This window comes from Streptomyces tsukubensis (genome assembly GCF_003932715.1).
In the GTDB taxonomy this organism is placed as follows: domain Bacteria; phylum Actinomycetota; class Actinomycetes; order Streptomycetales; family Streptomycetaceae; genus Streptomyces; species Streptomyces tsukubensis.
Window position 1 is genome coordinate 4,744,235 of sequence record NZ_CP020700.1, and the last position, 23,157, is coordinate 4,767,391.

Annotated in this window: 22 protein-coding genes; 19 read left to right on the forward strand and 3 right to left on the reverse strand. The window is 70.9% G+C overall.

What is annotated here, in order from left to right; genetic code table 11:
- Positions 1 to 92: 92 nt before the first annotated feature.
- The 4 genes from B7R87_RS34155 (at position 93) to B7R87_RS19455 (ending at position 4,668) form a co-directional block, all read left to right on the forward strand.
- Complete coding sequence (locus B7R87_RS34155; protein WP_130584913.1) at positions 93 to 1,913, forward strand: serine/threonine-protein kinase; 1,821 nt, start codon at positions 93 to 95, stop codon at positions 1,911 to 1,913.
- 145 nt (positions 1,914 to 2,058) lie between these two features.
- A complete protein-coding gene (mqnC, locus tag B7R87_RS19445) occupies positions 2,059 to 3,261 on the forward strand; it encodes a cyclic dehypoxanthinyl futalosine synthase (RefSeq protein ID WP_006347356.1) in 1,203 nt (400 codons plus the stop codon).
- A gap of 13 nt (positions 3,262 to 3,274) precedes the next feature.
- Positions 3,275 to 3,895 carry a hypothetical protein gene (locus tag B7R87_RS19450; RefSeq protein ID WP_130584912.1) on the forward strand — a complete coding sequence of 207 codons (621 nt, stop codon included), beginning with the start codon at positions 3,275 to 3,277 and terminating at the stop codon, positions 3,893 to 3,895.
- A gap of 80 nt (positions 3,896 to 3,975) precedes the next feature.
- Entirely contained in the window at positions 3,976 to 4,668 is a 693-nt protein-coding gene (locus B7R87_RS19455) for a demethylmenaquinone methyltransferase (protein ID WP_006347354.1), read from the forward strand.
- Between the two features lie 58 nt (positions 4,669 to 4,726).
- On the opposite strand, the gene B7R87_RS19460 is transcribed toward B7R87_RS19455, so the two are convergent.
- Positions 4,727 to 5,263, reverse strand: coding sequence for a GNAT family N-acetyltransferase (locus B7R87_RS19460; protein ID WP_006347353.1), 537 nt, complete (start codon positions 5,261 to 5,263; stop codon positions 4,727 to 4,729).
- Between the two features lie 101 nt (positions 5,264 to 5,364).
- On the opposite strand from B7R87_RS19460, the gene B7R87_RS19465 reads away from it, so the two are divergent.
- Entirely contained in the window at positions 5,365 to 6,651 is a 1,287-nt protein-coding gene (locus B7R87_RS19465) for a geranylgeranyl reductase family protein (protein WP_006347352.1), read from the forward strand.
- An 85-nt stretch (positions 6,652 to 6,736) separates the two neighbouring features.
- Positions 6,737 to 7,690 (forward strand): hypothetical protein, encoded by a 954-nt coding sequence (locus B7R87_RS19470; protein WP_006347351.1) that lies wholly within the window; start codon positions 6,737 to 6,739, stop codon positions 7,688 to 7,690.
- A gap of 42 nt (positions 7,691 to 7,732) precedes the next feature.
- Here B7R87_RS19470 and B7R87_RS19475 read toward each other — a convergent pair whose 3' ends face one another.
- Positions 7,733 to 8,245: a hypothetical protein gene (locus tag B7R87_RS19475; RefSeq protein ID WP_130584911.1), complete on the reverse strand. Its 513-nt coding sequence runs from the start codon at positions 8,243 to 8,245 to the stop codon at positions 7,733 to 7,735.
- A gap of 346 nt (positions 8,246 to 8,591) precedes the next feature.
- On the opposite strand from B7R87_RS19475, the gene B7R87_RS19480 reads away from it, so the two are divergent.
- Both B7R87_RS19480 and B7R87_RS19485 read left to right on the forward strand, forming a co-directional pair.
- Positions 8,592 to 9,488 (forward strand): NAD(P)-dependent oxidoreductase, encoded by an 897-nt coding sequence (locus tag B7R87_RS19480; protein WP_006347349.1) that lies wholly within the window; start codon positions 8,592 to 8,594, stop codon positions 9,486 to 9,488.
- Positions 9,489 to 9,514: 26 nt separating this feature from the next.
- Entirely contained in the window at positions 9,515 to 10,345 is an 831-nt protein-coding gene (locus tag B7R87_RS19485) for an SDR family NAD(P)-dependent oxidoreductase (protein WP_006347348.1), read from the forward strand.
- Positions 10,346 to 10,433: 88 nt separating this feature from the next.
- On the opposite strand, the gene B7R87_RS19490 is transcribed toward B7R87_RS19485, so the two are convergent.
- On the reverse strand, positions 10,434 to 11,246 hold the full coding sequence (locus B7R87_RS19490; RefSeq protein ID WP_006347347.1) for a C40 family peptidase: 813 nt from the start codon (positions 11,244 to 11,246) through the stop codon (positions 10,434 to 10,436).
- Positions 11,247 to 12,167: 921 nt separating this feature from the next.
- On the opposite strand from B7R87_RS19490, the gene B7R87_RS19495 reads away from it, so the two are divergent.
- From B7R87_RS19495 to nuoK, 11 genes are read left to right on the forward strand one after another with little or no spacing between them, the layout of a single operon-like run.
- Positions 12,168 to 12,527, forward strand: a complete 360-nt coding sequence (locus B7R87_RS19495; RefSeq protein ID WP_006347346.1) for an NADH-quinone oxidoreductase subunit A — start codon at positions 12,168 to 12,170, stop codon at positions 12,525 to 12,527.
- 16 nt (positions 12,528 to 12,543) lie between these two features.
- Complete coding sequence (locus B7R87_RS19500; protein WP_006347345.1) at positions 12,544 to 13,098, forward strand: NuoB/complex I 20 kDa subunit family protein; 555 nt, start codon at positions 12,544 to 12,546, stop codon at positions 13,096 to 13,098.
- Positions 13,095 to 13,823, forward strand: coding sequence for an NADH-quinone oxidoreductase subunit C (locus B7R87_RS19505; RefSeq protein ID WP_006347344.1), 729 nt, complete (start codon positions 13,095 to 13,097; stop codon positions 13,821 to 13,823). Before B7R87_RS19500 ends, B7R87_RS19505 begins: the two co-directional genes overlap by 4 nt.
- Entirely contained in the window at positions 13,820 to 15,151 is a 1,332-nt protein-coding gene (locus tag B7R87_RS19510; protein WP_006347343.1) for an NADH-quinone oxidoreductase subunit D, read from the forward strand. Before B7R87_RS19505 ends, B7R87_RS19510 begins: the two co-directional genes overlap by 4 nt.
- Complete coding sequence (gene nuoE / locus B7R87_RS19515) at positions 15,148 to 15,948, forward strand: NADH-quinone oxidoreductase subunit NuoE (protein ID WP_006347342.1); 801 nt, start codon at positions 15,148 to 15,150, stop codon at positions 15,946 to 15,948. The genes B7R87_RS19510 and nuoE overlap by 4 nt, the downstream gene beginning before the upstream one ends.
- On the forward strand, positions 15,948 to 17,339 hold the full coding sequence (nuoF, locus tag B7R87_RS19520) for an NADH-quinone oxidoreductase subunit NuoF (RefSeq protein ID WP_006347341.1): 1,392 nt from the start codon (positions 15,948 to 15,950) through the stop codon (positions 17,337 to 17,339). Before nuoE ends, nuoF begins: the two co-directional genes overlap by 1 nt.
- Complete coding sequence (locus tag B7R87_RS19525; protein WP_130584910.1) at positions 17,336 to 19,840, forward strand: NADH-quinone oxidoreductase subunit G; 2,505 nt, start codon at positions 17,336 to 17,338, stop codon at positions 19,838 to 19,840. The genes nuoF and B7R87_RS19525 overlap by 4 nt, the downstream gene beginning before the upstream one ends.
- Complete coding sequence (gene nuoH / locus B7R87_RS19530) at positions 19,837 to 21,237, forward strand: NADH-quinone oxidoreductase subunit NuoH (RefSeq protein ID WP_006347338.1); 1,401 nt, start codon at positions 19,837 to 19,839, stop codon at positions 21,235 to 21,237. The genes B7R87_RS19525 and nuoH overlap by 4 nt, the downstream gene beginning before the upstream one ends.
- A complete protein-coding gene (gene nuoI, locus B7R87_RS19535; protein ID WP_238166210.1) occupies positions 21,209 to 21,901 on the forward strand; it encodes an NADH-quinone oxidoreductase subunit NuoI in 693 nt (230 codons plus the stop codon). The genes nuoH and nuoI overlap by 29 nt, the downstream gene beginning before the upstream one ends.
- 35 nt (positions 21,902 to 21,936) lie before the next feature.
- Positions 21,937 to 22,851 (forward strand): NADH-quinone oxidoreductase subunit J, encoded by a 915-nt coding sequence (locus B7R87_RS19540; protein ID WP_040914937.1) that lies wholly within the window; start codon positions 21,937 to 21,939, stop codon positions 22,849 to 22,851.
- A complete protein-coding gene (gene nuoK, locus B7R87_RS19545) occupies positions 22,848 to 23,147 on the forward strand; it encodes an NADH-quinone oxidoreductase subunit NuoK (protein WP_006347335.1) in 300 nt (99 codons plus the stop codon). The genes B7R87_RS19540 and nuoK overlap by 4 nt, the downstream gene beginning before the upstream one ends.
- Positions 23,148 to 23,157: the final 10 nt, after the last annotated feature.

Genomic DNA, 23,157 nt, shown 5'->3' on the forward strand with positions numbered 1-23,157 from the left:
CGGGCCGCCGCCTCCGTAAGTTGCACGGGTGAGGCGACGTACAGCCGTGACGGCGAGGCCCGGCCCGCCGCACCGGGGGAGTGGGGTTACGGATGCAGCCGCTGGGTCCCGACGAGCCGCGCGCCATCGGCCCGTACCGACTGGTCGGATCGCTGGGCGCGGGCGGAATGGGCCGCGTCTATCTGGGGCGCAGCGCGGGCGGCCGTACGGTCGCGGTCAAGATCGTCCATCCGTACGTCGCCCATGACGAGGCGTTCCGGGCCCGCTTCCGGCGCGAGGTGGCCGCCGCCCGGCGGGTCGGCGGCCGGTGGACCGCGCCCGTCCTCGACGCCGATCCGGACGCTGCCGTCCCCTGGGTCGCCACCGGTTTCTTCGCCGGTCCCGCGCTCTCGGCGGCGGTCGACGCACACGGCCCGCTGCCCGGAAGCACGGTACGGGCCCTGGGCGCCGGGCTTGCGCAGGCCCTGGCAGCCGTGCACGCCCTGGGGCTCGTCCACCGCGATGTGAAGCCCTCCAATGTGCTGCTCACCCTCGACGGGCCCAGGCTGATCGACTTCGGGATCGCCCGGGCCGTGGACGGCAGCTCCGGACTCACCTCGACCGGCGTCACCGTCGGCTCGCCCGGCTTCATGCCGCCCGAGGCGATCCTCGGCAAGGACGTCACGGGCGCCGCCGACGTCTTCTCCCTGGGCGCGGTGCTCGCCTACGCGGCGTCCGGGCAGACCGCCTTCCGGGGCGGGAGCACCGCGACCCTCCTCTACAAGGTGGTCCACGAGGAGCCCGAACTCGGTCCGATGGACGCCGGACTGCGCGAACTCGTGCTCCGCTGCCTGGAGAAGGAGCCGGGTGTCCGGCCCGGCCCCGATGAACTCCTCGGACTCCTTACGGCCCTGGACCCCGGCGGCCCGGCCGCCCTGCCCGGCCCGGGGTGGCTGCCGGGGCCGCTGGTGGAACAGGTCTCCCGGATGGCGGTGGGGCTGCTGGACCTGGAGACCGACGGGCGCGACGGGGCCGACGGGGGCGCGGCAGCCGCCGGACCCGGTGCCGGTGGGCCGCCGGACGGTTCCCACGGCTCCGGGCTGGTGCCGTTCACCGGTGCCGCCGCCGGGGAGTTCGGCCCGCCGACCCCACCGCCGGACGCCGGGCCCGGGCCCGGGCCCGTATCCGTACCGCCCGGGCCGGAGGCCGTACCGTCGACTCCGGACCCGCGGATGTCGTACGGCCGCGTCCCGTCGCCCGCCCGGCCCTCCGTCGCCGTCGCCGCATCCGTGAACACCACCGCCGATACCGCCGACGCCGTGCCCATTGGACCGCCACCCGCCCCGGACGCGGCCGGGCGGCGCCGCCGGCGCCGGATCTCCTGCTCCGTGACGCTGACCCTGGCCCTCGCCCTGGGCGGGCTGCTCCTCTGGACCGGTTCCCTCCGCGAACTGCTGCCCGGCGGAGGCGGCGGATCCGGCCTCGATGCGGCGGCGAAGCCGTCGAATTCGTCGGGCGGGGCCTCCCCCTCCGCGAGCGCCTCCGCCGCACCGCCGCAGCAGCCGTCCACGGTCCCGGCGGCGTTCCTCGGCACCTGGGAAGGGGAGATCACCCCGCAGTCCGCGGATCCCGGCAAGGCCACCGGAACCATCAGCACCGTCATCAGCAGCCGGGGCCGGATCGGACAGCAGATCGGCACGACCACCCAGAAGTTCCCGTCCGGCGAACTCGTCTGCGTCTACCACCTCACGGTCCAGGACATCAGCGGCGACCGGCTGGTCGCGGACGCCTCGGGCACCGAGGGCGAACGGTGCTGGGCGGGCACCCAGCGGTTCACCTACCGGCTCACCTCCGCTACCGGCGGGCCGCAGCTCGCCTTCAGCGGCACCGGCACGTCCGTGACCACCGAGGCCGTCCTCCGCCGCACGGACTGACCCGGCGGTCCCGCCGGGGCGGTCCGGGGCGCCTCCGCCCCCCTGGCGTAGGCTGGACCGGCCCGTCAAAGAGCCCGTACCCGATCCGGACCCGACCGGTCCGCCGCCGTACGAGCCCAGAAGAACCGCCGAAAGGTGACACCCGGTGACCGAGAAGGCCGACCTTCAGTCCGTGCTGGACCGTGCAGCCGACGGCGGGCGCATCACCCCCGAAGAGGCGCTCGACCTCTACCGCTCCGCGCCGCTGCACGCGCTCGGCCGGGCCGCCGACGCCGTACGCCGCCGCCGCTACGCCGGTACGGAGCACATCGCGACGTACATCATCGAGCGGAACATCAACTACACCAACGTCTGTGTCACGGCCTGCAAGTTCTGCGCCTTCTACGCGGCCCCCAAGGACGCCGCCAAGGGCTGGACCCGCGATCTCGACGACATCCTCCGCCGCTGCGCCGAGACCGTCGAACTCGGCGGCACCCAGATCATGTTCCAGGGCGGCCACCACCCCGACTACGGCGTCGAGTACTACGAGCAGCACTTCTCCGCCATCAAGCAGGCCTTCCCCCAGCTGGTCATCCACTCCCTCGGCGCCTCCGAAGTCGACCACATGGCCAGGATCTCCGGCGTCTCGGTGGAGGACGCGATCCGCCGGATCCACGAGGCCGGACTCGACTCCTTCGCGGGCGCGGGCGCCGAACTGCTGCCCGCCCGGCCGCGGCAGGCCATCGCACCGCTGAAGGAGTCCGGCGAACGCTGGCTGGAGATCATGGAGACCGCCCACGGTCTGGGCGTCGAATCCACCTCCACCATGCTGATGGGCACCGGCGAGACCAACGCCGAACGCATCGAACACCTGCGGATGATCCGGGACGTACAGGACCGGACCGGAGGTTTCCGGGCGTTCATCCCGTACACGTACCAGCCCGAGAACAACCGCCTCAAGGGCCGCACCCAGGCGACGATCTTCGAATATCTGCGGATGATCGCCATCGCCCGGCTCTTCATGGACAACATCGCCCATATCCAGGGCTCCTGGCTGACCACCGGCAAGGAGATCGGCCAGCTCTCCCTCCACTACGGCGCGGACGACCTCGGGTCGATCATGCTGGAGGAGAACGTCGTCTCCTCGGCCGGTGCCAAGCACCGCTCCAACCGCCAGGAGATCATCGACCTGATCCGCAAGTCGGGCCGGGTCCCGGCCCAGCGGGCCACGACCTACGAGCACCTCGTGATCCACGACGACCCGGCGAACGACCCGGTCGACGAGCGGGTGGTCTCCCATATCTCCTCCACCGCCATCGAAGGCGGTACGGCCCACCCCGAGCTGAAGCTCCTCCCCACCACCTCCTGACGGCGCCCGGCCCGTGCTGACGATCCACACCGCGGAGCTGCTGCTGCCCGGTGGCGGGCTGCCCGCCGTGCCCGGCGGCGCCGTCGCCGTCGCCGGTCGGGAGATCGCGGCCACCGGCGCCTACGAGGAGGTCGCCGCCGTCTGCCCCGGGGCCCGGGTCCGCCGCTGGCCGGGGGTGCTGACACCCGGACTCGTCCACCCGTACGGCGCCGAACTGCTGGACCGGGCCTACCACCCGGACCCTCGCGAAGCGGATGAACTGGGCACCGAACCCCTGACCGGGCCCGCGCTCGACGCCCTGGCCCTGGACGACACCCGGTGGGGTGCGAGCGCCCGGCGCGGGGCGCAGCGGCTGCTGGCCCACGGCGTCACGGCGATCGGCGGCACCCCGCGGCGGGCGGCCGTCGCGGATGCGGTGGCCCGTACCGGACTGACGGTCCTGCCCGCGGCCGGGACCGCCGCGCCCGCCGCCGACGGCTGGACCTTCCGGGCACCGGCGGGGGCGTACGCGGGTGTCCTCGACGCCCGGGGCGCGGGGCAGCGGGCGGACCTCGCGGTCTTCGACGGACCCGGGGAAGGCGCCCTGTGCCTGGCGACGGTCCTCGGGGGCCGGCTGGTCCACCGGAGGCGCTGAGGCAGATCCCGGCGCCGCGCACGGGACGGCTCGTACCCCGCCTCCCGGCCCCCCGCGGACCGCGCGGCAGAATGGGAGGCGTGAACCGAGCCTCCTTGGACAAGCAGCCGCACGAAGTCGCCTCCATGTTCGACAAGGTGGCGAAGAACTACGACCTCACCAACGACGTCATCTCGCTGGGCCAGGACCGCTACTGGCGCAAGCAGGTCGCCGCCGCGGTCGCTGCCCGCCCCGGCGAGAAGGTGCTCGACCTGGCGGCCGGCACGGGCACGTCCTCCCTGCCGTTCACCCGCGCCGGGGCGTTCGTCGTCCCCTGCGACTTCTCCCTCGGCATGCTCACCGAGGGCAAGAAGCGCAATCCCTGGCTTCCGCTGACGGCGGGCGACGCCACGAAGCTGCCGTTCCTGGACGACGTCTTCGACGCGGTGACGATCTCCTTCGGGCTCCGCAACGTCCAGGACACCGATGCCGCGCTGCGCGAGCTGTACCGGGTCACCAAGCCCGGCGGGCGGGTCGTGATCTGCGAGTTCTCCCATCCGACCTGGGCGCCGTTCCGGACGGTGTACGAGGAGTACCTGATGCGGGCGCTCCCGCCGCTGGCCCGCCAGGTCTGCTCGAACCCCGAGGCGTACGAATACCTCGCGGAGTCCATCCAGTCCTGGCCGGAGCAGCCCGAACTGGCGGCGCTGCTCCAGAAGGCGGGCTGGACGAAGGTGGCCTGGCGCAATCTGTCGGGCGGCATCGTGGCCCTGCACCGGGGCACCAAGAACTAGGTCCCGTCCGTGGGCGTCGGGGGCGGGGGAACTGCGCGACCCCGCCGCCCCCGCCCCTTCACGCCGCCGTGTCCGCCCCCAGCGCCCCCAGCTCCAGCCGGAACGTGTGCCCCCAGCGGTCCGTGTCCGGGACGGCGTACCGCTCCGCCTGCCGCATGCCCAGTCTGCGCGTCACCGCTATCGACCGCTCGTTGCGGTGGTCGACCATCGCCACGACGTCCGGCACGCCCGCCGCCCGTACCCGCTCCAGCGTGGTCCGTGCCGCCGCCGTCGCATAGCCCCGGCCCCAGGCCCGGCGCGCCAGCCGCCAGCCGATCTCGATCTCCCCGTACGGCCCGAAAGCCTGCTCGGGCCACGGCTGGGCACCGGTGAAACCGATCACCGCACCGTCCTCGTCAAGCACCGTCCACAGACAGAAGCCCCGTTCGGCGTCGTGCCGTCGCTGCCGCGCCGTCAGCTCCTCGTAGTACGACAGCTCGGCCGCCCGGCCGCCGTGGAACGCCATGACCTCGGGGTCGGCGAAGACCCGGTGCCACGCCACCGCGTCCTCGTCGGTGGGGACGCGCAGGCGGACGGCGGGGAGGAGGGTGCTCATGAGGGGGAGCCCTTCGGTCGGCTGATCGGTACGTCCACATAGACTGCCCATGTCCCGTGCCGTTCAGCACGCCCAATTCCGAGACTCGGGAGAGACCAGCCGTGACGCAGCCCCTCACCGAACACTCCGCGGATGTGATCGTCGTCGGGGCAGGCCCGGCCGGCGCGACGACCGCTTACTACCTGGCCAAGGCGGGACTGGACGTCCTCCTGCTGGAGAAGACGGCCTTTCCCCGCGAGAAGGTGTGCGGTGACGGACTGACCCCCCGCGCCACCAAGCAGCTCGTGGCCATGGGCATCGACATCTCCGAAGAGGCCGGCTGGCTGCGGAACAAGGGCCTGCGGATCATCGGCGGCGGGGTACGGCTCCAGCTCGACTGGCCCGAGCTGGCCTCGTACCCGGACTACGGACTCGTCCGCAAGCGCGACGACTTCGACGAGCAGCTCGCCCGGCAGGCGCAGAAGGCCGGCGCCCGGCTCTACGAGCGCTGCAACGTCGGCGCGCCGATCGTCGACGAGCGGACCCGCCGGATCACCGGCGTCCACGCCAAGCTCGGCGAGGAGAAGACCCCGGTCACCTTCCACGCCCCGCTCGTCGTCGCCGCCGACGGCAACTCCTCCCGGCTGTCGCTGGCGATGGGCCTGCACCGCCGCGAGGACCGCCCGATGGGCGTCGCCGTCCGCACCTACTTCACCTCCCCGCGCCACGACGACGACTACCTGGAGTCGTGGCTGGAGCTGTGGGACCGGCGCGGTCCCGGCGAGGACCGGCTGCTCCCCGGCTACGGGTGGATCTTCGGCATGGGCGACGGCACCTCCAACGTCGGCCTCGGCGTCCTCAACACCTCCGACTCCTTCAAGGAGCTGGACTGGCGCGAGGTCCTCAAGGCCTGGTGCGCCTCGATGCCCGAGGAGTGGGGCTACACCGAGGAGAACATGACGGGCCCGATCCGCGGCGCCGCCCTCCCCATGGCCTTCAACCGCCAGCCGCACTACACCCGCGGACTGCTCCTCGTCGGCGACGCGGGCGGGCTGGTGAACCCGTTCAACGGCGAGGGCATCGCCTACGCCATGGAGTCCGGGCAGATCGCCGCCGACGTGATCGTCCAGGCGACCGCACGCGCCACCCCCGCCCAGCGCGAACTGGCCCTGCACCGCTACCCCAAGATCCTCAAGGACACCTACGGCGGCTACTACACGCTGGGCCGCGCGTTCGTGAAGCTGATCGGCAACCCCACGATCATGAAGCTGGCGGCCCAGCGCGGGCTGACCCACCCCATGCTGATGCGTTTCACGCTGAAGATGCTGGCGAACCTCACCGACCCGACCGGCGGGGACGCCATGGACCGGATCATCAACGGCCTGTCGAAGGTGGCCCCGAAGGCCTGATCCCGGGCAGCCGGGGCCGGGCTTGACCTTCACACCGTGTGAAGGCGTGGACTGACGGAGTCACTCCACGAAACGAGGTCCGCCCATGGCGCCACAGATCCACTCGTACGCGGGCTCCGGCCCGTACTGCTACACCCACTCCCTCACCATGGCGGCGGGGGCCGGTACCGGTCGGCCCCTGCCCTCGCCCGCGGTCGTGGAGACCCTCACCGGCTCCGCCTTCGGCTTCCAGCTCATCGGCGGGACGCTGCCGCTGTTCGACCCGTACGCCTGGGACCCCGAACTCGGCCTCGACCAGGCCGTCGCCCTCCTCGGGCTGGACTGCGAACGGACCTCCGGCGGCACGGCGGAGGAGGCGCTGGAGCGGCTCCGGACGGCGGCCGTGCACGGGCCGGTGCTGGTGGGGCCGGTGGACATGGGGCTGCTGCTGTACCGGCCGGGGACGCCCGAACCGGGACAGGGTGACCATTATGTGGTGGTACTGGACATCGGCCCCGACGGGACCGTCCTGCTCCACGATCCCGAGGGCTTCCCCTACGCAACCCTCGGCGCCCCCGCCTTCCTGGCGGCCTGGCGGGCCGACGCGGTGCCGTACACCGACGAGCCGTACATCATGCGTACCGGCTTCGTCCGCGAACGCGAGGTCACCGGTGAGCAGGCGCTGCGGGACTCCCTGCCGCTCGCGGCGCGGTGGCTCGGCGGCCGGGACGATCTGCCCGTCCCGCCCGGGACGCTCGGCGCGGCGGCGGGGGTGGCGGGCTTCGCGGAGCTGGTGAAGGCCGGACTCGAACCCGGACTCCGCCTTCTGCTCCAGCATTTCGCGGTACGGGTCGGAGCGCGCCGGGCCTCCGACGCGGCCGACTGCCTGGCCCGCCTCGGGCTCACCGGGGCGGCCGGGACCGCCCGCGAGCAGGCGCGGCTGATCGGTGCGCTCCAGGGGCCGGTCGTGACCGGGGACGTCGCGGCGCTCTCGGCCGTACTGGAGCGGCTGGCCCCGACGTACGAGGAGTTGCGGGCGGCACTGGAACACGCGCGGTGAGAGCCCGGGGCGCGCGGTTCACGGGGACGCGCGCCCCGCGGGTCACCTTTCGATGCGGTCGCGGAAGTTGAAGCAGCCCTCCAGCTCCGCCGTCTGCAGCCCGCCCGCGACATCCACGGAGAGCACCGCGAACGCCATCCGGTGGCTGTCCCATTTATCCGTCACCCGGTCGATGGTCAGCCGCACCGGCACCCGGGTCTGGGCGACCTCCCGCCGCAGCGACAGCTTCAGCGAGGTGACCACGATGCGCTTACGGGCCTCCGGCAGAGCCACCTTGGGGAGGGTGGCGAGGGCCGGGACATGGTCGTTGGTGTAGGCGTAGAGCATCGACGCGAGGGTGTGGTACGAGACGATCTGCGCCAGGATCGACCCGTGCAGCACCGGCCGGTACGGCGCCCGGTCGCTGACGTCCGACGCCAGATCGACGTCGAACACCCCGTGGTACGCGTCTCCGTCGTAGCTCATATCGGTGGCGGCCCACGGGGTGTGGCACCAGGCGGCGGCGAGGTCGTCGTTGATCTCCAGAAAACTCGGCAGGGCACGCACGGCGGTCACCTCTCGGAGGGTGTGACTGACGACGGTCGGATCGCTGGTCTACCCAGCGGAAGCGGGGACGGACCGGACGCGCCGGGCGAACCACCCGATCCGGGGAGCGCACGGGGCAAGCAGGGTCATACGGCGCCCCGTTCGGTGCCCGGCGCGCCCCACCGCCTCCGATGCCCGGAGCGCCGGCCCGTGGTGGGCGGGTGGGCGGGTGCGCCGGACGGCCGTTACTGACCAAAAGGTAATCAACCCACAAATAAGTGAGTACTTGTCCGGTGCGCGGCGGTGGCCGGAGGATGGCGGCAGGCCCTCTGCGGCACCCCCCTCCCCCTCTCCCCGGAACCGGAGTTCCTTCCGCATGCCCGTCACCCCCGCTGCCACCCCCGTCACCCCCGTCACCGTCGTCGGCCTCGGCTCCATGGGCAGCGCCCTCGCCGCCGCCTTCCTCGCCGCCGGACATCCCGTCACCGTCTGGAACCGCAGCCCCGCCAAGGCCGGACCACTCGTCGAACAGGGCGCGGTCCACGAGCCCGATATCGCCGCCGCGGTCGCCGCGAGCCCGCTGGTGGTCGCCTGCCTCAGCCGGTACGACACCACCCGGGCGGCGCTCGCCCCCGCCGGGGGCGCGCTCCGCGGCCGTACCCTCGCCACCCTCAACAGCGGCTCCCCGGAGGGGGCACGGGCCATGGCCGAGTGGGCGCGGTCCCTGGGCGCACGGTTCCTCGACGGAGCCGTGAAGAACGTCCCCCAGGCAGTCGGCGCCCCGGATACCCAGCTCGTGTACGCGGGCGACCGCTCGGTCTTCGAGGAGTACGAGCCCGTGCTGCGGGTCCTCGGCGGTGACACGATCCACCTCGGTGAGGAGAGCGATCTCGCCGCCCTCTACGAGGTGGCCGTCGGTGCCACCCTGCTTCCCGCGCTGATCGGCTTCTTCCACGGTGCCGCCCTCGTCACCGACCGGGGCAGGACGGCCGCCTCGATGGTCCCGTACAGCGTGAAGTGGTTGGAAATGATTGCTTCGATCCTCCCGGCCCTCGCGGACGAGATCGACAGCGGTGACTACGCGCGCCCGTTCTCGTCGATCGGGGTCTTCCGCGACGGCATGGACGACGACCTGGCGACAGCGAGGACGGCAGGGCTGGACGGCGACTGGCTGGACTCCCTGTACGGAGTGGTGCGCCGCGCGGTCGCCGAAGGCCGCGAAGGCCAGAGCGTATCGGCCCTGACCGAGGTGCTGCGCAGGCCCGGGAGCTGACAGGAGGTGCGGCCTAGGCTGGCGTGATGAACCCCGACCCCTCCGCAGCCCCGCCGGGCTCCGCGCTTCCCCCGCCGCCGGACGTGGCGCCCTATCTCACCAGGCTGTTCTCCCTCGAAGGCCGCACCGCACTCGTCACCGGCGGCAGTTCCGGAATCGGCCGGGCGATCGCGGAGGCACTCGCCCGGGCCGGGGCGAGCGTCGTCGTCGTGGCACGGCGTGAGGCGGAACTGGCCGCCACCGCCGATGCGCTGACGGCGCTGGGCTGCCGGGCCGCGTGGGTGAGCGCCGACCTCGGTGACCGGGAGGCCCTGCGCAGCGCGGTGGAGGAGGCAGCGGCCGTCTTCGGCGAACCGGACATCCTGGTCAATGCCGCCGGAATCAACCTCCGTCCGCCGATGGGTGAGCTCACCGACGAGGAGTGGGACACCACCATGGCGGTCAATCTGGCCGCGCCTTTTCTCCTCGGTCGGCGCTTCGGCCCGGCAATGGCGGAGCGCGGCCACGGCCGGATCATCCACATCAGCTCGCAGCAGGCGCATCGCGCCTTCGTCCGGAGCGGGGCCTACGGGGTCTCCAAGGGCGGGCTGGAGTCGCTGGCCCGTTCCCAGGCGGAGGAGTGGTCCCCGTACGGCGTCACGGTCAACACCCTGGTGCCCGGCTTCGTCCTGACCCCGCTGAACGCCCGGCTCGCCACCGATCCGGAACAGGTCGCCCGGCTCGCCGCCCGCACGATGACCGGACGCAACGGGCTCGCGGAGGACTTCGCGGGGGCCGCCGTCTTCCTGGCGAGCGGCGCCTCCGCCTATCTCACCGGGCAGTCGGTCTTCGTGGACGGCGGTCTGTCCGTCCACTGAGGGCGCACGGAGACGGCCGGGGTCCGCGGCTCGCCCCATAGCGGGGGAGCCACGGAACCCGGTACGTCACCGGAGGGTGTGCGACGGCTCAGAGCACCCGGACCGCACCGGTCGCCGGGTAGCCCGACAGATCCTGGATGACGACGCCCTTGCGCGGGTTGGCCGCGTCGAGGTACTTGCCGTCACCGATGTAGACACCGGTGTGGTACGCGTTGCCCTTGGCGCCCCAGTAGAGGATGTCGCCGACCTTGAGGTTGCCGGTGCCGACCTCGGTACCGGCCCTGGACTGGTCCGCCGCGATGCGCGGCAGCTCGATGTTCGCCTGGCGGAACGCGGCCCGCACCAGGCTGGAGCAGTCCCAGGAGTTGGGCCCGGTGGCGCCGAGCACATAGGCGTCGCCGACCTGCGCCTTGAGGAAGCTGATGACGGCGCCGACGGAGCCCGAGGCCTTCGTGGAGGAGTTCGAGGCCGAGGGCGCCTTCTCGCCGGACGCGGAGAGGGACGTACGGGCGGCGTCACGCGAGGCCCGCTCCTCGTCGGCGCGCTTCTTGGCCTCGGCCTTCTCGGCCTCCGCCTTGCGCAGGGCCTCGGCCTTGGCCGTCTTCGCAGCCTTGGAGGCCGCGGCGGCAGCCGATTCCTCGCTGGACTGCAACTGCTGGTCGAGTGCCACCTGCTGGGTGGTCGCGGTGGACTGCTCGACGACGTGGGAGAGGGACGATGCCACGTCGAAGGCGGGCATCTCCATGGTCTCGGTCACCGGGTCGGCGTGGGCCGTCCCGGCCGCACCGGCCACGGCGATGGTGCTGAGGACGCCACCGGCAACCCCCGCCCGGAGCGCGACGACGGGGGCGCTGCGCTGGCGGGGCTTGCGGTGGCTGGGTATGTGAGCGGTGTGGGGCATGGGTACACCGTTATCAGTCGTACATACTTCCCATCAAGAAACGTGGGCTGCGACACAGTTGTGGGCGGAATCCGTCAAGACGCTCTCCGCTGCGGCCCATTGACGCCTTAACGGTCAATACGGACATTCGCCCTCCCGTCCGTGAGCATGTGGTTTCTATGAATAGTCCGAATTGCCTGCCGCCTAGCATCTTGGCGCCCCGATGGCCAAGCCCGCTTTTCCGGCGAGAGGTTGGGTGTGGCGCAGGTCACAGACCGATCAGTTCCGGCCGTCGCCGGTCTGTCGTTGGCCGGGGGGTGGCCGGGGGTAGTCGGGGGCGGGCCGTGAGGGGCGGAGGCTCCGCCCCTCACTCCGTCGGCTTTGCCGACAGGAGTTCGTGAACCCGCGCACGCATCCGCGCCGCGGCTACGCGCCGTGACCGCCCGGCGCCGCGGCGGGCCCGGGTGAAGGTCAGGAGGGTGGCGTACCCCTGCTGCCGCCGCCCGGTCGCGCGCCGGATCCCGCGCCGGATCCGAGCCGTCCACTTCTGTCCGTGACGGTCCCCTCCCGAGTGAGGCGGTACCGATGTGCCGCCTTTTATCACCCGAAGCGGTCCATCGCCAATTTGCCCGAATGGCCGCGTGCTTGATAGAGGGTCACCGCTCTCACCAGCAGGAACGGCAGTCTATGTGACGCGTCGTGATGCTCCGCGCGCTTCCCGTATGAAGATCGGCCCCCGCCTGCGCACAAGATCGCCCTCCGGGTGGTGGAGATCACAAAGTCGATGAGTGACCCCGTGTCGCAGATCACAGACCGACAGGCATAAGATGCGGGGCAGCCGGGCTTGTGAACTGCCTCACATGTACGCGATCTTCGAGGCGGTCAGCAGCCGAACGGCCCGGTGCGGTCCACGGTCAGCGACGACTGGAAGGAGCGAGGAGGGTGAATGCCTACGTGCCCATCCTTGTACTCGGCGCCCTCGGGGCAGGGTTTGCGATCTTCTCCGTGGTCATGGCCACGCTGATCGGCCCCAAGCGCTACAACAGGGCGAAGCTCGAAGCCTATGAGTGCGGTATCGAGCCGACCCCCACACCGGCGGGCGGCGGCCGCTTTCCGATCAAGTACTACCTGACGGCGATGCTCTTCATCATCTTCGACATCGAGATCGTCTTCCTCTATCCCTGGGCCGTCAGCTTCGACGCCCTCGGTCTGTTCGGTCTCGTCGAGATGCTGCTCTTCGTGCTCACCGTCTTCGTCGCCTACGCCTATGTCTGGCGTCGCGGCGGACTGGAATGGGACTAGGGGCTAAGGGGCACCCATGGGACTCGAAGAGAAGCTGCCGAGCGGCTTTCTGCTGACGACCGTCGAACAGGCCGCGGGCTGGGTGCGCAAGGCATCCGTCTTCCCGGCCACGTTCGGACTGGCCTGCTGCGCCATCGAGATGATGACCACCGGCGCCGGCCGCTACGACCTCGCGCGCTTCGGCATGGAGGTCTTCCGCGGCTCGCCTCGCCAGGCCGATCTGATGATCGTGGCGGGCCGGGTGAGCCAGAAGATGGCGCCCGTACTGCGCCAGGTCTACGACCAGATGCCCAACCCCAAGTGGGTCATCTCCATGGGTGTCTGCGCCTCGTCGGGCGGGATGTTCAACAACTACGCGATCGTGCAGGGCGTCGACCACATCGTCCCCGTCGACATCTATCTGCCCGGCTGCCCGCCGCGCCCCGAGATGCTGATCGACGCGATCCTCAAGCTCCACCAGAAGATCCAGACCTCCAAGCTCGGGGTCAACGCGGAGGAAGCGGCCCGCGAAGCGGAGGAAGCGGCGCTCAAGGCGGTCCCGACGATCGAAATGAAGGGGCTCCTGCGTTGACTGACGTACCCAATCCCGAGAAGGAGCTCAGCGAGCAGAACCTTCCCGGACAGCGTGGTGAACACGGCGAGGAGATCCGCGTCCAGCGCGGCATGTTCGGCGCCAACAACGGCGGTGACACCTCCGGATACGGCGGACTGATCCGTTCCGTACGGCTGCCGGGGCCGACCGCCCGCCCCTACGGCGGCTACTTCGACGAGGTCGCCGACGAACTCGAAGGCGCCCTCGAAGAGCAGGGCATCGTCCCCGAGAACGCCATCGAGAAGACCGTCGTCGACCGGGACGAGCTGACCTTCCACATCGCCCGGGAGCATCTGCTCGCCGTCGCCCGCACCCTGCGCGACGACCCCGCCCTCCGGTTCGAGCTGTGCACGGGGGTGAGCGGAGTGCACTACCCGGACGACAAGGGACGGGAACTGCACGCCGTCTACCACCTGCGGTCGCTCACCCACGGCCGGCTGATCCGGGTCGAGGTGTCCGCGCCGGACGCCGATCCGCACGTCCCGTCCCTGGTCGCCGTCTATCCGACGAACGACTGGCACGAGCGCGAGACCTACGACTTCTTCGGGCTGATCTTCGACGGCCATCCCGCCCTCGCCCGGATCATGATGCCGGACGACTGGCAGGGCTACCCGCAGCGCAAGGACTATCCGCTCGGCGGCATCGCCGTCGAGTACAAGGGCGCCCAGATCCCGGCTCCTGACCAGCGGAGGTCGTACTCGTGAGCACATCCTCAGCCGCCTCGTCCGCCGCGCGCGAGACCACCGAGGGTCCGGTCTACACCGTCACCGGCGGCGACTGGGACGAGGTCGTCGAGACCGCGGCCAAGGCCGACGACGAGCGGATCGTCGTCAATATGGGCCCGCAGCACCCCTCCACCCACGGAGTGCTCCGGCTGATCCTGGAGATCGACGGCGAGACCGTCACCGAAGCCCGCTGCGGTATCGGCTACCTCCACACCGGTATCGAGAAGAACCTCGAATTCCGCACCTGGACGCAGGGCACCACGTTCGTCACGCGCATGGACTATCTGACGCCGTTCTTCAACGAGGCGGCGTACTGCCTGGCCGTGGAGAAGCTGCTCGGCATCGAGGACCAGATCCCCGAGCGCGCCGATGTCATCCGGGTCCTGCTGATGGAGCTGAACCGGATCTCCTCCCATCTGGTGTGCATCGCCACCGGCGGGATGGAGCTGGGCGCCACCACGATCATGATCTACGGGTTCCGGGACCGCGAACTGGTCCTCGACCTCTACGAGCTGATCACCGGCCTGCGGATGAACCACGCCTATATCCGCCCCGGCGGACTCGCCCAGGATCTGCCGCCCGGCGCGGTCGACCAGCTGCGCGAGTTCGTGAAGACCATGAAGAAGAACCTGCCGCAGTACGACGCGCTCGCCACCGGCAACCCCATCTTCAAGGCCCGGATGCAGGACGTCGGCCATCTCGACCTCACCGGCTGTATGGCCCTCGGCGCCACCGGGCCGATCCTGCGCGCCGCCGGGCTCGCCCACGATCTGCGCAAGACCGACCCCTACTGCGGCTACGAGACCTACGAGTTCGACGTCCCGACCGCCGACACCTGCGACTCCTACGGCCGCTTTCTGATCCGGCTGGAAGAGATGCGCCAGTCGCTGCGGATCGTCGAGCAGTGCATCGACCGGCTCGCCCCCGGCCCGGTCATGGTCGCGGACAAGAAGATCGCCTGGCCCGCGCAGCTCGCCCTGGGCCCCGACGGTCTCGGCAACTCCCTCGACCACATCAAGAACATCATGGGCACCTCCATGGAGGCCCTGATCCACCACTTCAAGCTGGTCACCGAGGGCTTCCGGGTCCCGCCCGGCCAGGTGTACGCGGCGGTGGAGTCCCCCAAGGGCGAACTCGGCGCCCATGTCGTCTCCGACGGCGGCACCCGCCCCTACCGGGTCCACTTCCGCGATCCGTCCTTCACCAACCTTCAGTCCATGGCGGCGATGTGCGAGGGCGGCCAGGTCGCCGACGTCATCGTCGCCGTCGCGTCCATCGACCCCGTGATGGGAGGCGTCGACCGATGACGGCCCAGTCGTCGAACCCGGGGGTGCAGCTCGGGATGCCCCAGCTCCCCGCACCCGACTACCCGGCCGAGGTCCGCACCCGGCTGGAGACGGACGCGCAGGAGATCATCGCCCGCTATCCCGACTCCCGCTCGGCCCTGCTGCCCCTGCTCCATCTGGTGCAGTCCGAGGAGGGGTACGTCAGCCGGACCGGGATGCGGTTCTGCGCCGACATCCTCGACCTCACCACCGCCGAGGTCACCGCGGTCGCCACCTTCTACTCCATGTACCGCCGCCGGCCCTCCGGCGACTACCAGGTCGGCGTCTGCACCAACACGCTCTGCGCGGTCATGGGCGGCGACGCCATCTTCGAAACGCTCAAGGAGCACCTGGGCGTCGGCAACAACGAGACCACCGACGACGGCGCGGTCACGCTGGAGCACATCGAGTGCAACGCGGCCTGCGACTTCGCCCCCGTCGTGATGGTCAACTGGGAGTTCTTCGACAACCAGACCCCCGAGTCCGCCAAACAGCTCGTCGACGACCTGCGCGCCGGACTCACCGTCGAACCCACCCGCGGCGCCCCGCTCTGCTCCTTCAAGGACACCGCGCGGATCCTCGCCGGCTTCCCCGACGAGCGCCCCGGAGCGGTCGAGGCCACCGGCGGCGCCGGACCCGCCTCCCTGATCGGGCTCCGGCTCGCCAAGGGCGAGGGGCTGCCCGCCAAGGTGGTCGGCCCCCGGCCCGGTGGCACCGATCCGTCCGCCTCCGGCCCGGCACAGCCCCCCGCCGGACCGGCCACCGAGGAGGGGGAGTGATGACCTTGTCCACCGAATACGGAGACCGAGACCAGGCCGGAGCCGGAACCGGCGGCGAGAGCAGCCCGGAGAAGCTCCTCGCCCCCGTCCTCTCCGCCTTCTGGGACGACGCCCGCTCCTGGACGCTGGACACCTACCGGCGGCACGAGGGCTACGAGGGACTGCGCAAGGCCCTCGCGATGACACCCGACGAAGTCATCGCCTACGTCAAGGACTCGGGCCTCCGCGGCCGCGGCGGCGCCGGCTTCCCCACCGGAATGAAGTGGCAGTTCATTCCGCAGGGCGACGGCAAGCCCCACTATCTTGTTGTCAACGCCGACGAATCGGAGCCCGGGACCTGCAAGGACATCCCGCTCCTCTTCGCGAACCCGCATTCCCTCATCGAGGGGATGATCATCGCCTGCTACGCGATCCGCTCGAACCACGCCTTCATCTATCTCCGCGGCGAGGTCGTGCCCGTACTCCGCCGGCTCCACGAAGCGGTACGGGAGGCGTACGAAGCGGGCTACCTCGGCAGGAACGTCCTCGGCAGCGGACTCGACCTCGACATCACGGTGCACGCGGGTGCGGGCGCGTACATCTGCGGTGAGGAGACCGCACTGCTGGACTCCCTGGAGGGACGGCGCGGCCAGCCCCGGCTGCGGCCCCCCTTCCCCGCGGTCGCCGGACTGTACGCATGCCCCACTGTCGTCAACAACGTCGAGTCCATCGCATCGGTTCCCGCGATCCTCAACCGGGGCAAGGACTGGTTCCGTTCGATGGGCAGCGAGAAGTCCGCGGGCTTCACGCTCTACTCCCTCAGCGGCCATGTCGCCAACCCCGGCCAGTACGAGGCCCCCCTCGGGATCACCCTGCGCCAGCTCCTCGACATGAGCGGCGGGATGCGCCCCGGCCACCGGCTGAAGTTCTGGACCCCCGGCGGCTCCTCCACCCCCCTGCTGACCGAGGCCCATCTCGACGTACCCCTCGACTACGAGGGCGTCGGCGCCGCCGGGTCCATGCTCGGCACCAAGGCCCTCCAGTGCTTCGACGAGACCACCTGCGTCGTCCGCGCCGTCACCCGCTGGACCGAGTTCTACGCCCACGAGTCCTGCGGCAAGTGCACCCCCTGCCGCGAAGGCACCTACTGGCTGGTCCAGCTGATGCGCGATATCGAGGCGGGCCAGGGCGTCGCCGCCGACCTCGACAAGCTCAACGACATCGCCGACAACATCAACGGCAAGTCGTTCTGCGCCCTCGGCGACGGCGCCGCGTCCCCGATCTTCTCGTCGCTCCAGTACTTCCGCGAGGAGTACGAGCGGCACCTCGACGGCCGCGGCTGCCCGTTCGACCCCCGCAAGTCGACCGTCTGGGCCGACCGGAACCCCACCACCACGGAGGTGAACGCATGACGGTGACCACCAGCGCTCCCTCCGGGGGCGACCAGGTCCCGGTGCCGCCCGAGGACCTCGTGACGCTGAGCATCGACGGCACCGAGATCAGCGTCCCCAAGGGGACCCTGGTCATCCGCGCCGCCGAACTCCTCGGCATCGAGATCCCCCGCTTCTGCGACCACCCCCTCCTCGACCCGGCCGGCGCCTGCCGCCAGTGCATCGTCGAGGTCGAGGGCCAGCGCAAGCCGATGGCGTCCTGCACCATCACCTGTACCGACGGCATGGTCGTCCGCTCGCAGCTCACCTCGCCCGTCGCCGAGAAGGCGCAGAAGGGCGTGATGGAGCTGCTGCTGATCAACCATCCGCTGGACTGCCCGGTCTGCGACAAGGGTGGCGAGTGCCCGCTCCAGAACCAGGCCATGTCCCACGGCGACACCGACTCCCGCTTCGACGGAAAGAAGCGGACGTACGAGAAGCCGGTCGCGATCTCCACCCAGGTGCTGCTGGACCGGGAGCGGTGCGTGCTCTGCGCCCGCTGCACCCGCTTCTCCAACCAGATCGCCGGCGACCCGATGATCGAACTCATCGAGCGCGGCGCGCTCCAGCAGGTCGGCACCGGCGAGGGCGACCCCTTCGAGTCGTACTTCTCCGGAAACACCATCCAGATCTGCCCGGTCGGCGCGCTCACCTCCGCCGCGTACCGCTTCCGCTCCCGCCCCTTCGACCTGGTCTCCTCGCCGAGCGTCTGCGAGCACTGCGCCGGCGGCTGCGCCACCCGCACCGACCACCGGCGCGGCAAGGTGATGCGCAGGCTGGCCGCCGACGACCCCGAGGTCAACGAGGAGTGGATCTGCGACAAGGGGAGGTTCGGCTTCCGGTACGCCCAGCGGCCGGACCGGCTCACCACCCCGCTGGTCCGCGGCGACGACGGCGAACTCGCGCCCGCGAGCTGGCCGGAGGCGCTGGCCGCGGCCGCCGCGGGACTGGCCGCCGCCCGCGGCCGGGCCGGAGTCCTCACCGGCGGCCGGCTGACCGTCGAGGACTCCTACGCGTACGCCAAGTTCGCCCGGGTCGCCCTCGACACCAACGACATCGACTTCCGGGCCCGCGTCCACTCCTCCGAGGAGGCCGACTTCCTGGCCGCCCGGGTCGCCGGTCGCGGCCGTGACCTCGACGGCAGCGGAGTCACCTACTCCGTACTGGAGCAGGCACCCGCCGTCCTCCTCGTCGGCTTCGAGTCCGAGGAGGAGGCCCCCGGCGTCTTCCTCAGGCTCCGCAAGGCCCACCGCACCCGCGGACAGCGGACCTATGCGCTGGCCACCCACGCCACCCGCGGGCTGACGAAGGCGGGCGGCACCCTGCTGTCCGCCGCGCCCGGCACCGAGACCGAATGGCTGGACGCGCTCAGCGGCAGCGTCGGACTCGAAGGCGACGGCGAACGGGCCGCCGCCGACCTCCGCCGCGACGGCGCCGTGATCGTCGTCGGTGAACGGCTCGCGGGCGTCCCCGGCGGGCTGACCGCCGCGGTCCGCACCGCCACCGCCACCGGCGCCCGGCTGGTGTGGATCCCGCGCCGGGCCGGGGAGCGCGGCGCGGTGGAGGCGGGCGCGATCCCGTCCCTGCTGCCCGGCGGCCGCCCGGCCACCGATCCGCGGGCCCGCGAGGAGACCGCCGAGGCCTGGCGGGTACGGGAACTCCCGCACGGCTACGGCCGCGACACCGGCCAGATCATCGAGGCCGCGGCCACCGGTGAAATCGCCGCACTCGTCGTCGCCGGAGTCGAGGCCGCCGATCTGCCCGACCCGGCCCGCGCCCGCACGGCCCTGGACGCCGTCGGCTTCCTGGTCTCCCTGGAGCAGCGGCCCACCGAGATCACCCGGCGGGCGGACGTCGTCCTCCCCATTGCCGCGGTCGCCGAGAAGGCGGGCACCTTCCTCAACTGGGAGGGCCGGGCCCGGCTCTTCGAGGCGGCCCTCAAGCCCGAGCAGATGACCCGCAGCCTCGCGCCCGGCGACGCCCGGGTGCTGCACATGCTCGCCGACGCCATGGACATCCACTTCGCCCTGCCCGATCTGAAGGCAGTACGGAACGAGATGGACCGGCTCGGCGCCTGGACCGGCCCCCGGGCCGGCGAGCCCATGGAGGCCTCCCAGCCCGTACCGCGTGCCGGCGAGGGCGAAGCGGTACTCGCCGGGCACCGGCTCCTGCTCGACCAGGGCCTGCTCCAGCAGGGCGACGAGGCGCTCGCGGGCACCCGGCACGCCGCCGTCGCCCGGCTCTCGGCCGCCACCGCCGCCGAGACCGGGGTCAAGGACGGCGACGAGCTGACCGTCACCGGACCCGCCGGTTCCGTCACCCTGCCCCTCGAAGTGACCGAGATGCCCGACCGGGTGGTGTGGCTGCCGCTGAACTCCACCGGCGGCGGCGTCGCCTCCGACACCGGGGTGCTGCCGGGCCGCCTGGTCAGGATCGGCCCCGCCGCCGCGGCGGCGACGGATGCGCCGGAGGTGCGCTCATGACCGGCCCGACGCTGAACGTCATCGCGGCCGAGGACCTGTCGATGTTCGGGCGCGACCCCTGGTGGCTGATCGTCATCAAGGCCGTGTTCTGCTTCGCGTTCCTGATGCTGACCGTGCTGTTCTCCATCGTCTGGGAACGCAAGGTCGTCGCCTGGATGCAGCTCCGCATCGGCCCCAACCGGCACGGCCCCTGGGGCATGCTCCAGTCCCTCGCCGACGGCATCAAGCTGATGCTGAAGGAAGACGTCATCGTCAAGCGCGCGGACAAGGTCGTCTACGTCCTCGCGCCGATCATCGCCGCCATCCCGGCGTTCATGGCGATCGCCGTCATCCCCTTCGGACCCTCGGGCAACGAGGTCTCCATCTTCGGGCAGCGCACCACGATGCAGCTGACCGACCTGCCGATCGCGATGCTGTACGTCCTCGCCATCGCCTCGGTCGGGATCTACGGCATCGTCCTCGCGGGCTGGTCCTCCGGCTCCACCTATCCGCTGCTCGGCGGGCTCCGCTCCTGCGCGCAGATGATCTCGTACGAGATCGCGATGGGCGCCGCCTTCGCCTCCGTGTTCCTCTACTCCGGGTCGATGTCGACATCGGCGATCGTCGAGGCACAGGCGGACCGCTGGTTCATCGTCCTGCTGCCCGTCTCGTTCATCATCTACGTCGTCACCATGGTCGGAGAGACCAACCGGGCGCCGTTCGACATGCCGGAGTCCGAGGGCGACCTGGTCGGCGGCTTCAACACCGAGTACAGCTCCATCAAGTTCGCGATGTTCATGCTGGCGGAGTACGTCAACATGGTCACCGTCTCCGCCGTGTCCGTCACCCTCTTCCTCGGCGGCTGGCGCGCCCCCTACCCGATCTCCACCTTCTGGGAGGGCGCGAACCACGGCTGGTGGCCGCTGCTCTGGTTCGTCATCAAGGTGCAGCTGCTGCTCTTCTTCTTCATCTGGCTGCGCGGCACGCTGCCACGGGTCCGCTACGACCAGCTGATGAAGCTGGGCTGGAAGGTCCTCATCCCGGTCTCGGTGGTCTGGCTGATGCTGGTCGCCACCGTGCGCGCACTGCGGAACGAGGACTACGACTTCCAGCAGATCCTGCTCTACGTGGGCGGCGCGATCATCGCCGTACTGCTGCTCTCTTTCCTCGCGGACATGTTCCGCGGCGGGAAGGAACGGCAGGCCGAGGCCGCGGCGGCGAAGGAGCCGCCGGTGCCCTTCGACCCGATGGCGGGCGGCTATCCCGTACCGCCGCTGCCCGGACAGAGCCTGCCGCCGGTGCCGCGAAGGCGGCCGAGGCGGGAGCGCGAACTCATTGTCAGTGGCGGGGTCAATACTGTGAGTGACGGTCCGGACGGCGGACAGGCGCATGACGGAAAGGAGGCCGACGGTGTCTGAACGAGCGGAGAACTCCCCGGGTTCGGAGCTGCCGGAACTGCCGGAAGGGACAACGGGCGCTCCGGGACCCTCGGACCCCGGCCAGGAAACGGGCGAGAAGTTCCTGAATCCGGTCGCCGGCTTCGGCGTGACCTTCAAGGCCATGTTCAAGAAGCGGCTGACCGAGCAGTATCCGGAGCAGCAGAAGGTCACCGCGCCGCGCTTCCACGGCCGGCACCAGCTGAACCGCCATCCGGACGGCCTGGAGAAGTGCATCGGCTGCGAGCTGTGCGCGTGGGCCTGTCCCGCCGACGCCATCTACGTCGAGGGCGCGGACAACACGGACGAGGAGCGTTACTCCCCGGGCGAGCGCTACGGCCGCGTCTACCAGATCAACTACGCCCGCTGCATCCTCTGCGGGCTCTGCATCGAGGCCTGCCCGACCCGGGCGCTGACGATGACGAACGACTTCGAACTGGCCGACAGCTCCCGCGAGAACCTCATCTACACCAAGGAGCAGCTGCTCGCCGGTCTGGACGACCGCATGGTCGACACCCCCCACGCCATCTACCCCGGTATGGACGAGCAGGACTACTACCGGGGGCTGGTCACCGAGGCCGCCCCCGGGACGGTCCCCCAGGTCGCCGTCTCCAAGGGGGAGAAGGGCGAGGAGGTGGACGCATGACCGGCCTGCGTACGACCGGGCTCGACCCCGCCGGTCTGACCTCCCTGGCCGCGGCGTCGACCACCTCGACCGGCGAAGCCGTCCAGTTCTGGATCCTCGGCACGGTCGCCGTCATCGGCGCCCTCTGCACGATCCTGATGCGGCGGGCCGTGCACAGCGCGCTCTGCCTCGCGGCGACCATGATCATCCTCGCGGTGTTCTACCTCGCCAACGGCGCCTACTTCCTGGGCGTCGTCCAGATCGTGGTCTACACGGGCGCGATCATGATGCTGTTCCTCTTCGTCGTGATGCTCGTCGGCGTCACCGCCGCGGACTCCCTGAAGGAGACCCTGAAGGGGCAGCGCTGGCTGGCCGCGCTCTGCGGACTCGGCTTCGGCGTTCTGCTGATCGCCGGTATCGGCAACGCCTCGCTGCAGACCTTCAACGGCCTGGGCGCGGCGAACGCCGCCCACGGCGGCAATGTCGAGGGCCTGGCCGCCCTGCTGTTCACCAAGTACGTCTTCGCGTTCGAGATCACCGGTGCCCTGCTGATCACGGCCGCCGTCGGTGCCATGGTGCTCACGCACCGGGAGCGCACCGAGCGCGCCCTGACCCAGCGGGAGCTGGCCGAGCAGCGGGTCCGCGAGGGCAAGCACCTGCCGCCGCTGCCCGCCCCCGGTGTCTACGCCCGGCACAACGCCGTGGACATCGCCGCCCTGCTGCCCGACGGCACCCCGTCCGAGCTCTCCGTCAGCCGCACCCTGCGCGAGCGCGGCCAGATCCGCGATGTGTCCGCCGAGGCGATGGCCGATCTGAAGGCGCTGGAGCAGCGTTCGGAGGAGCGGCTCGGCCGGGAGCCCGGCAATGTCGCCGTCGCCGGCCGCGAGTCCGCGGCCGGGCAGGGCGCCGCCCGGGACTCCGACACCGACACCGACGGACGCGACCGGGACGAAGAGGAGGCCAGTCGGTGAATCCGGTCAACTACCTCTACCTCGCCGCCCTGCTGTTCACCATCGGCGCGGCCGGGGTCCTGATCAGGCGGAACGCCATCGTGGTGTTCATGTGCATCGAGCTGATGCTCAACGCCTGCAATCTCTCGCTGGTCGCGTTCTCCCGGATGCACGGCAATCTCGACGGCCAGATCATCGCCTTCTTCACGATGGTCGTCGCCGCCGCGGAAGTCGTGGTGGGGCTCGCGATCATCGTGTCGCTGTTCCGTTCCCGCCACTCGGCCTCGGTCGACGACGCCAGCCTGATGAAGCTGTGAGGGGCTGAAT

What these genes read in the sequence shown, in the direction of transcription:
- B7R87_RS34155 (WP_130584913.1), top strand. Translation starts at nt 93, where the DNA reads ATGCAGCCGCTGGGTCCCGACGAGCCGCGCGCCATCGGCCCGTACCGA.
- B7R87_RS19460 (WP_006347353.1), bottom strand. Translation starts at nt 5,263, where the DNA reads ATGAGCACCCTCCTCCCCGCCGTCCGCCTGCGCGTCCCCACCGACGAG.
- B7R87_RS19470 (WP_006347351.1), top strand. Translation starts at nt 6,737, where the DNA reads ATGGCGCCACAGATCCACTCGTACGCGGGCTCCGGCCCGTACTGCTAC.
- B7R87_RS19480 (WP_006347349.1), top strand. Translation starts at nt 8,592, where the DNA reads ATGCCCGTCACCCCCGCTGCCACCCCCGTCACCCCCGTCACCGTCGTC.
- B7R87_RS19485 (WP_006347348.1), top strand. Translation starts at nt 9,515, where the DNA reads ATGAACCCCGACCCCTCCGCAGCCCCGCCGGGCTCCGCGCTTCCCCCG.
- B7R87_RS19490 (WP_006347347.1), bottom strand. Translation starts at nt 11,246, where the DNA reads ATGCCCCACACCGCTCACATACCCAGCCACCGCAAGCCCCGCCAGCGC.
- B7R87_RS19500 (WP_006347345.1), top strand. Translation starts at nt 12,544, where the DNA reads ATGGGACTCGAAGAGAAGCTGCCGAGCGGCTTTCTGCTGACGACCGTC.
- nuoE (WP_006347342.1), top strand. Translation starts at nt 15,148, where the DNA reads ATGACGGCCCAGTCGTCGAACCCGGGGGTGCAGCTCGGGATGCCCCAG.
- nuoF (WP_006347341.1), top strand. Translation starts at nt 15,948, where the DNA reads ATGACCTTGTCCACCGAATACGGAGACCGAGACCAGGCCGGAGCCGGA.
- B7R87_RS19525 (WP_130584910.1), top strand. Translation starts at nt 17,336, where the DNA reads ATGACGGTGACCACCAGCGCTCCCTCCGGGGGCGACCAGGTCCCGGTG.
- nuoH (WP_006347338.1), top strand. Translation starts at nt 19,837, where the DNA reads ATGACCGGCCCGACGCTGAACGTCATCGCGGCCGAGGACCTGTCGATG.
- nuoI (WP_238166210.1), top strand. Translation starts at nt 21,209, where the DNA reads ATGACGGAAAGGAGGCCGACGGTGTCTGAACGAGCGGAGAACTCCCCG.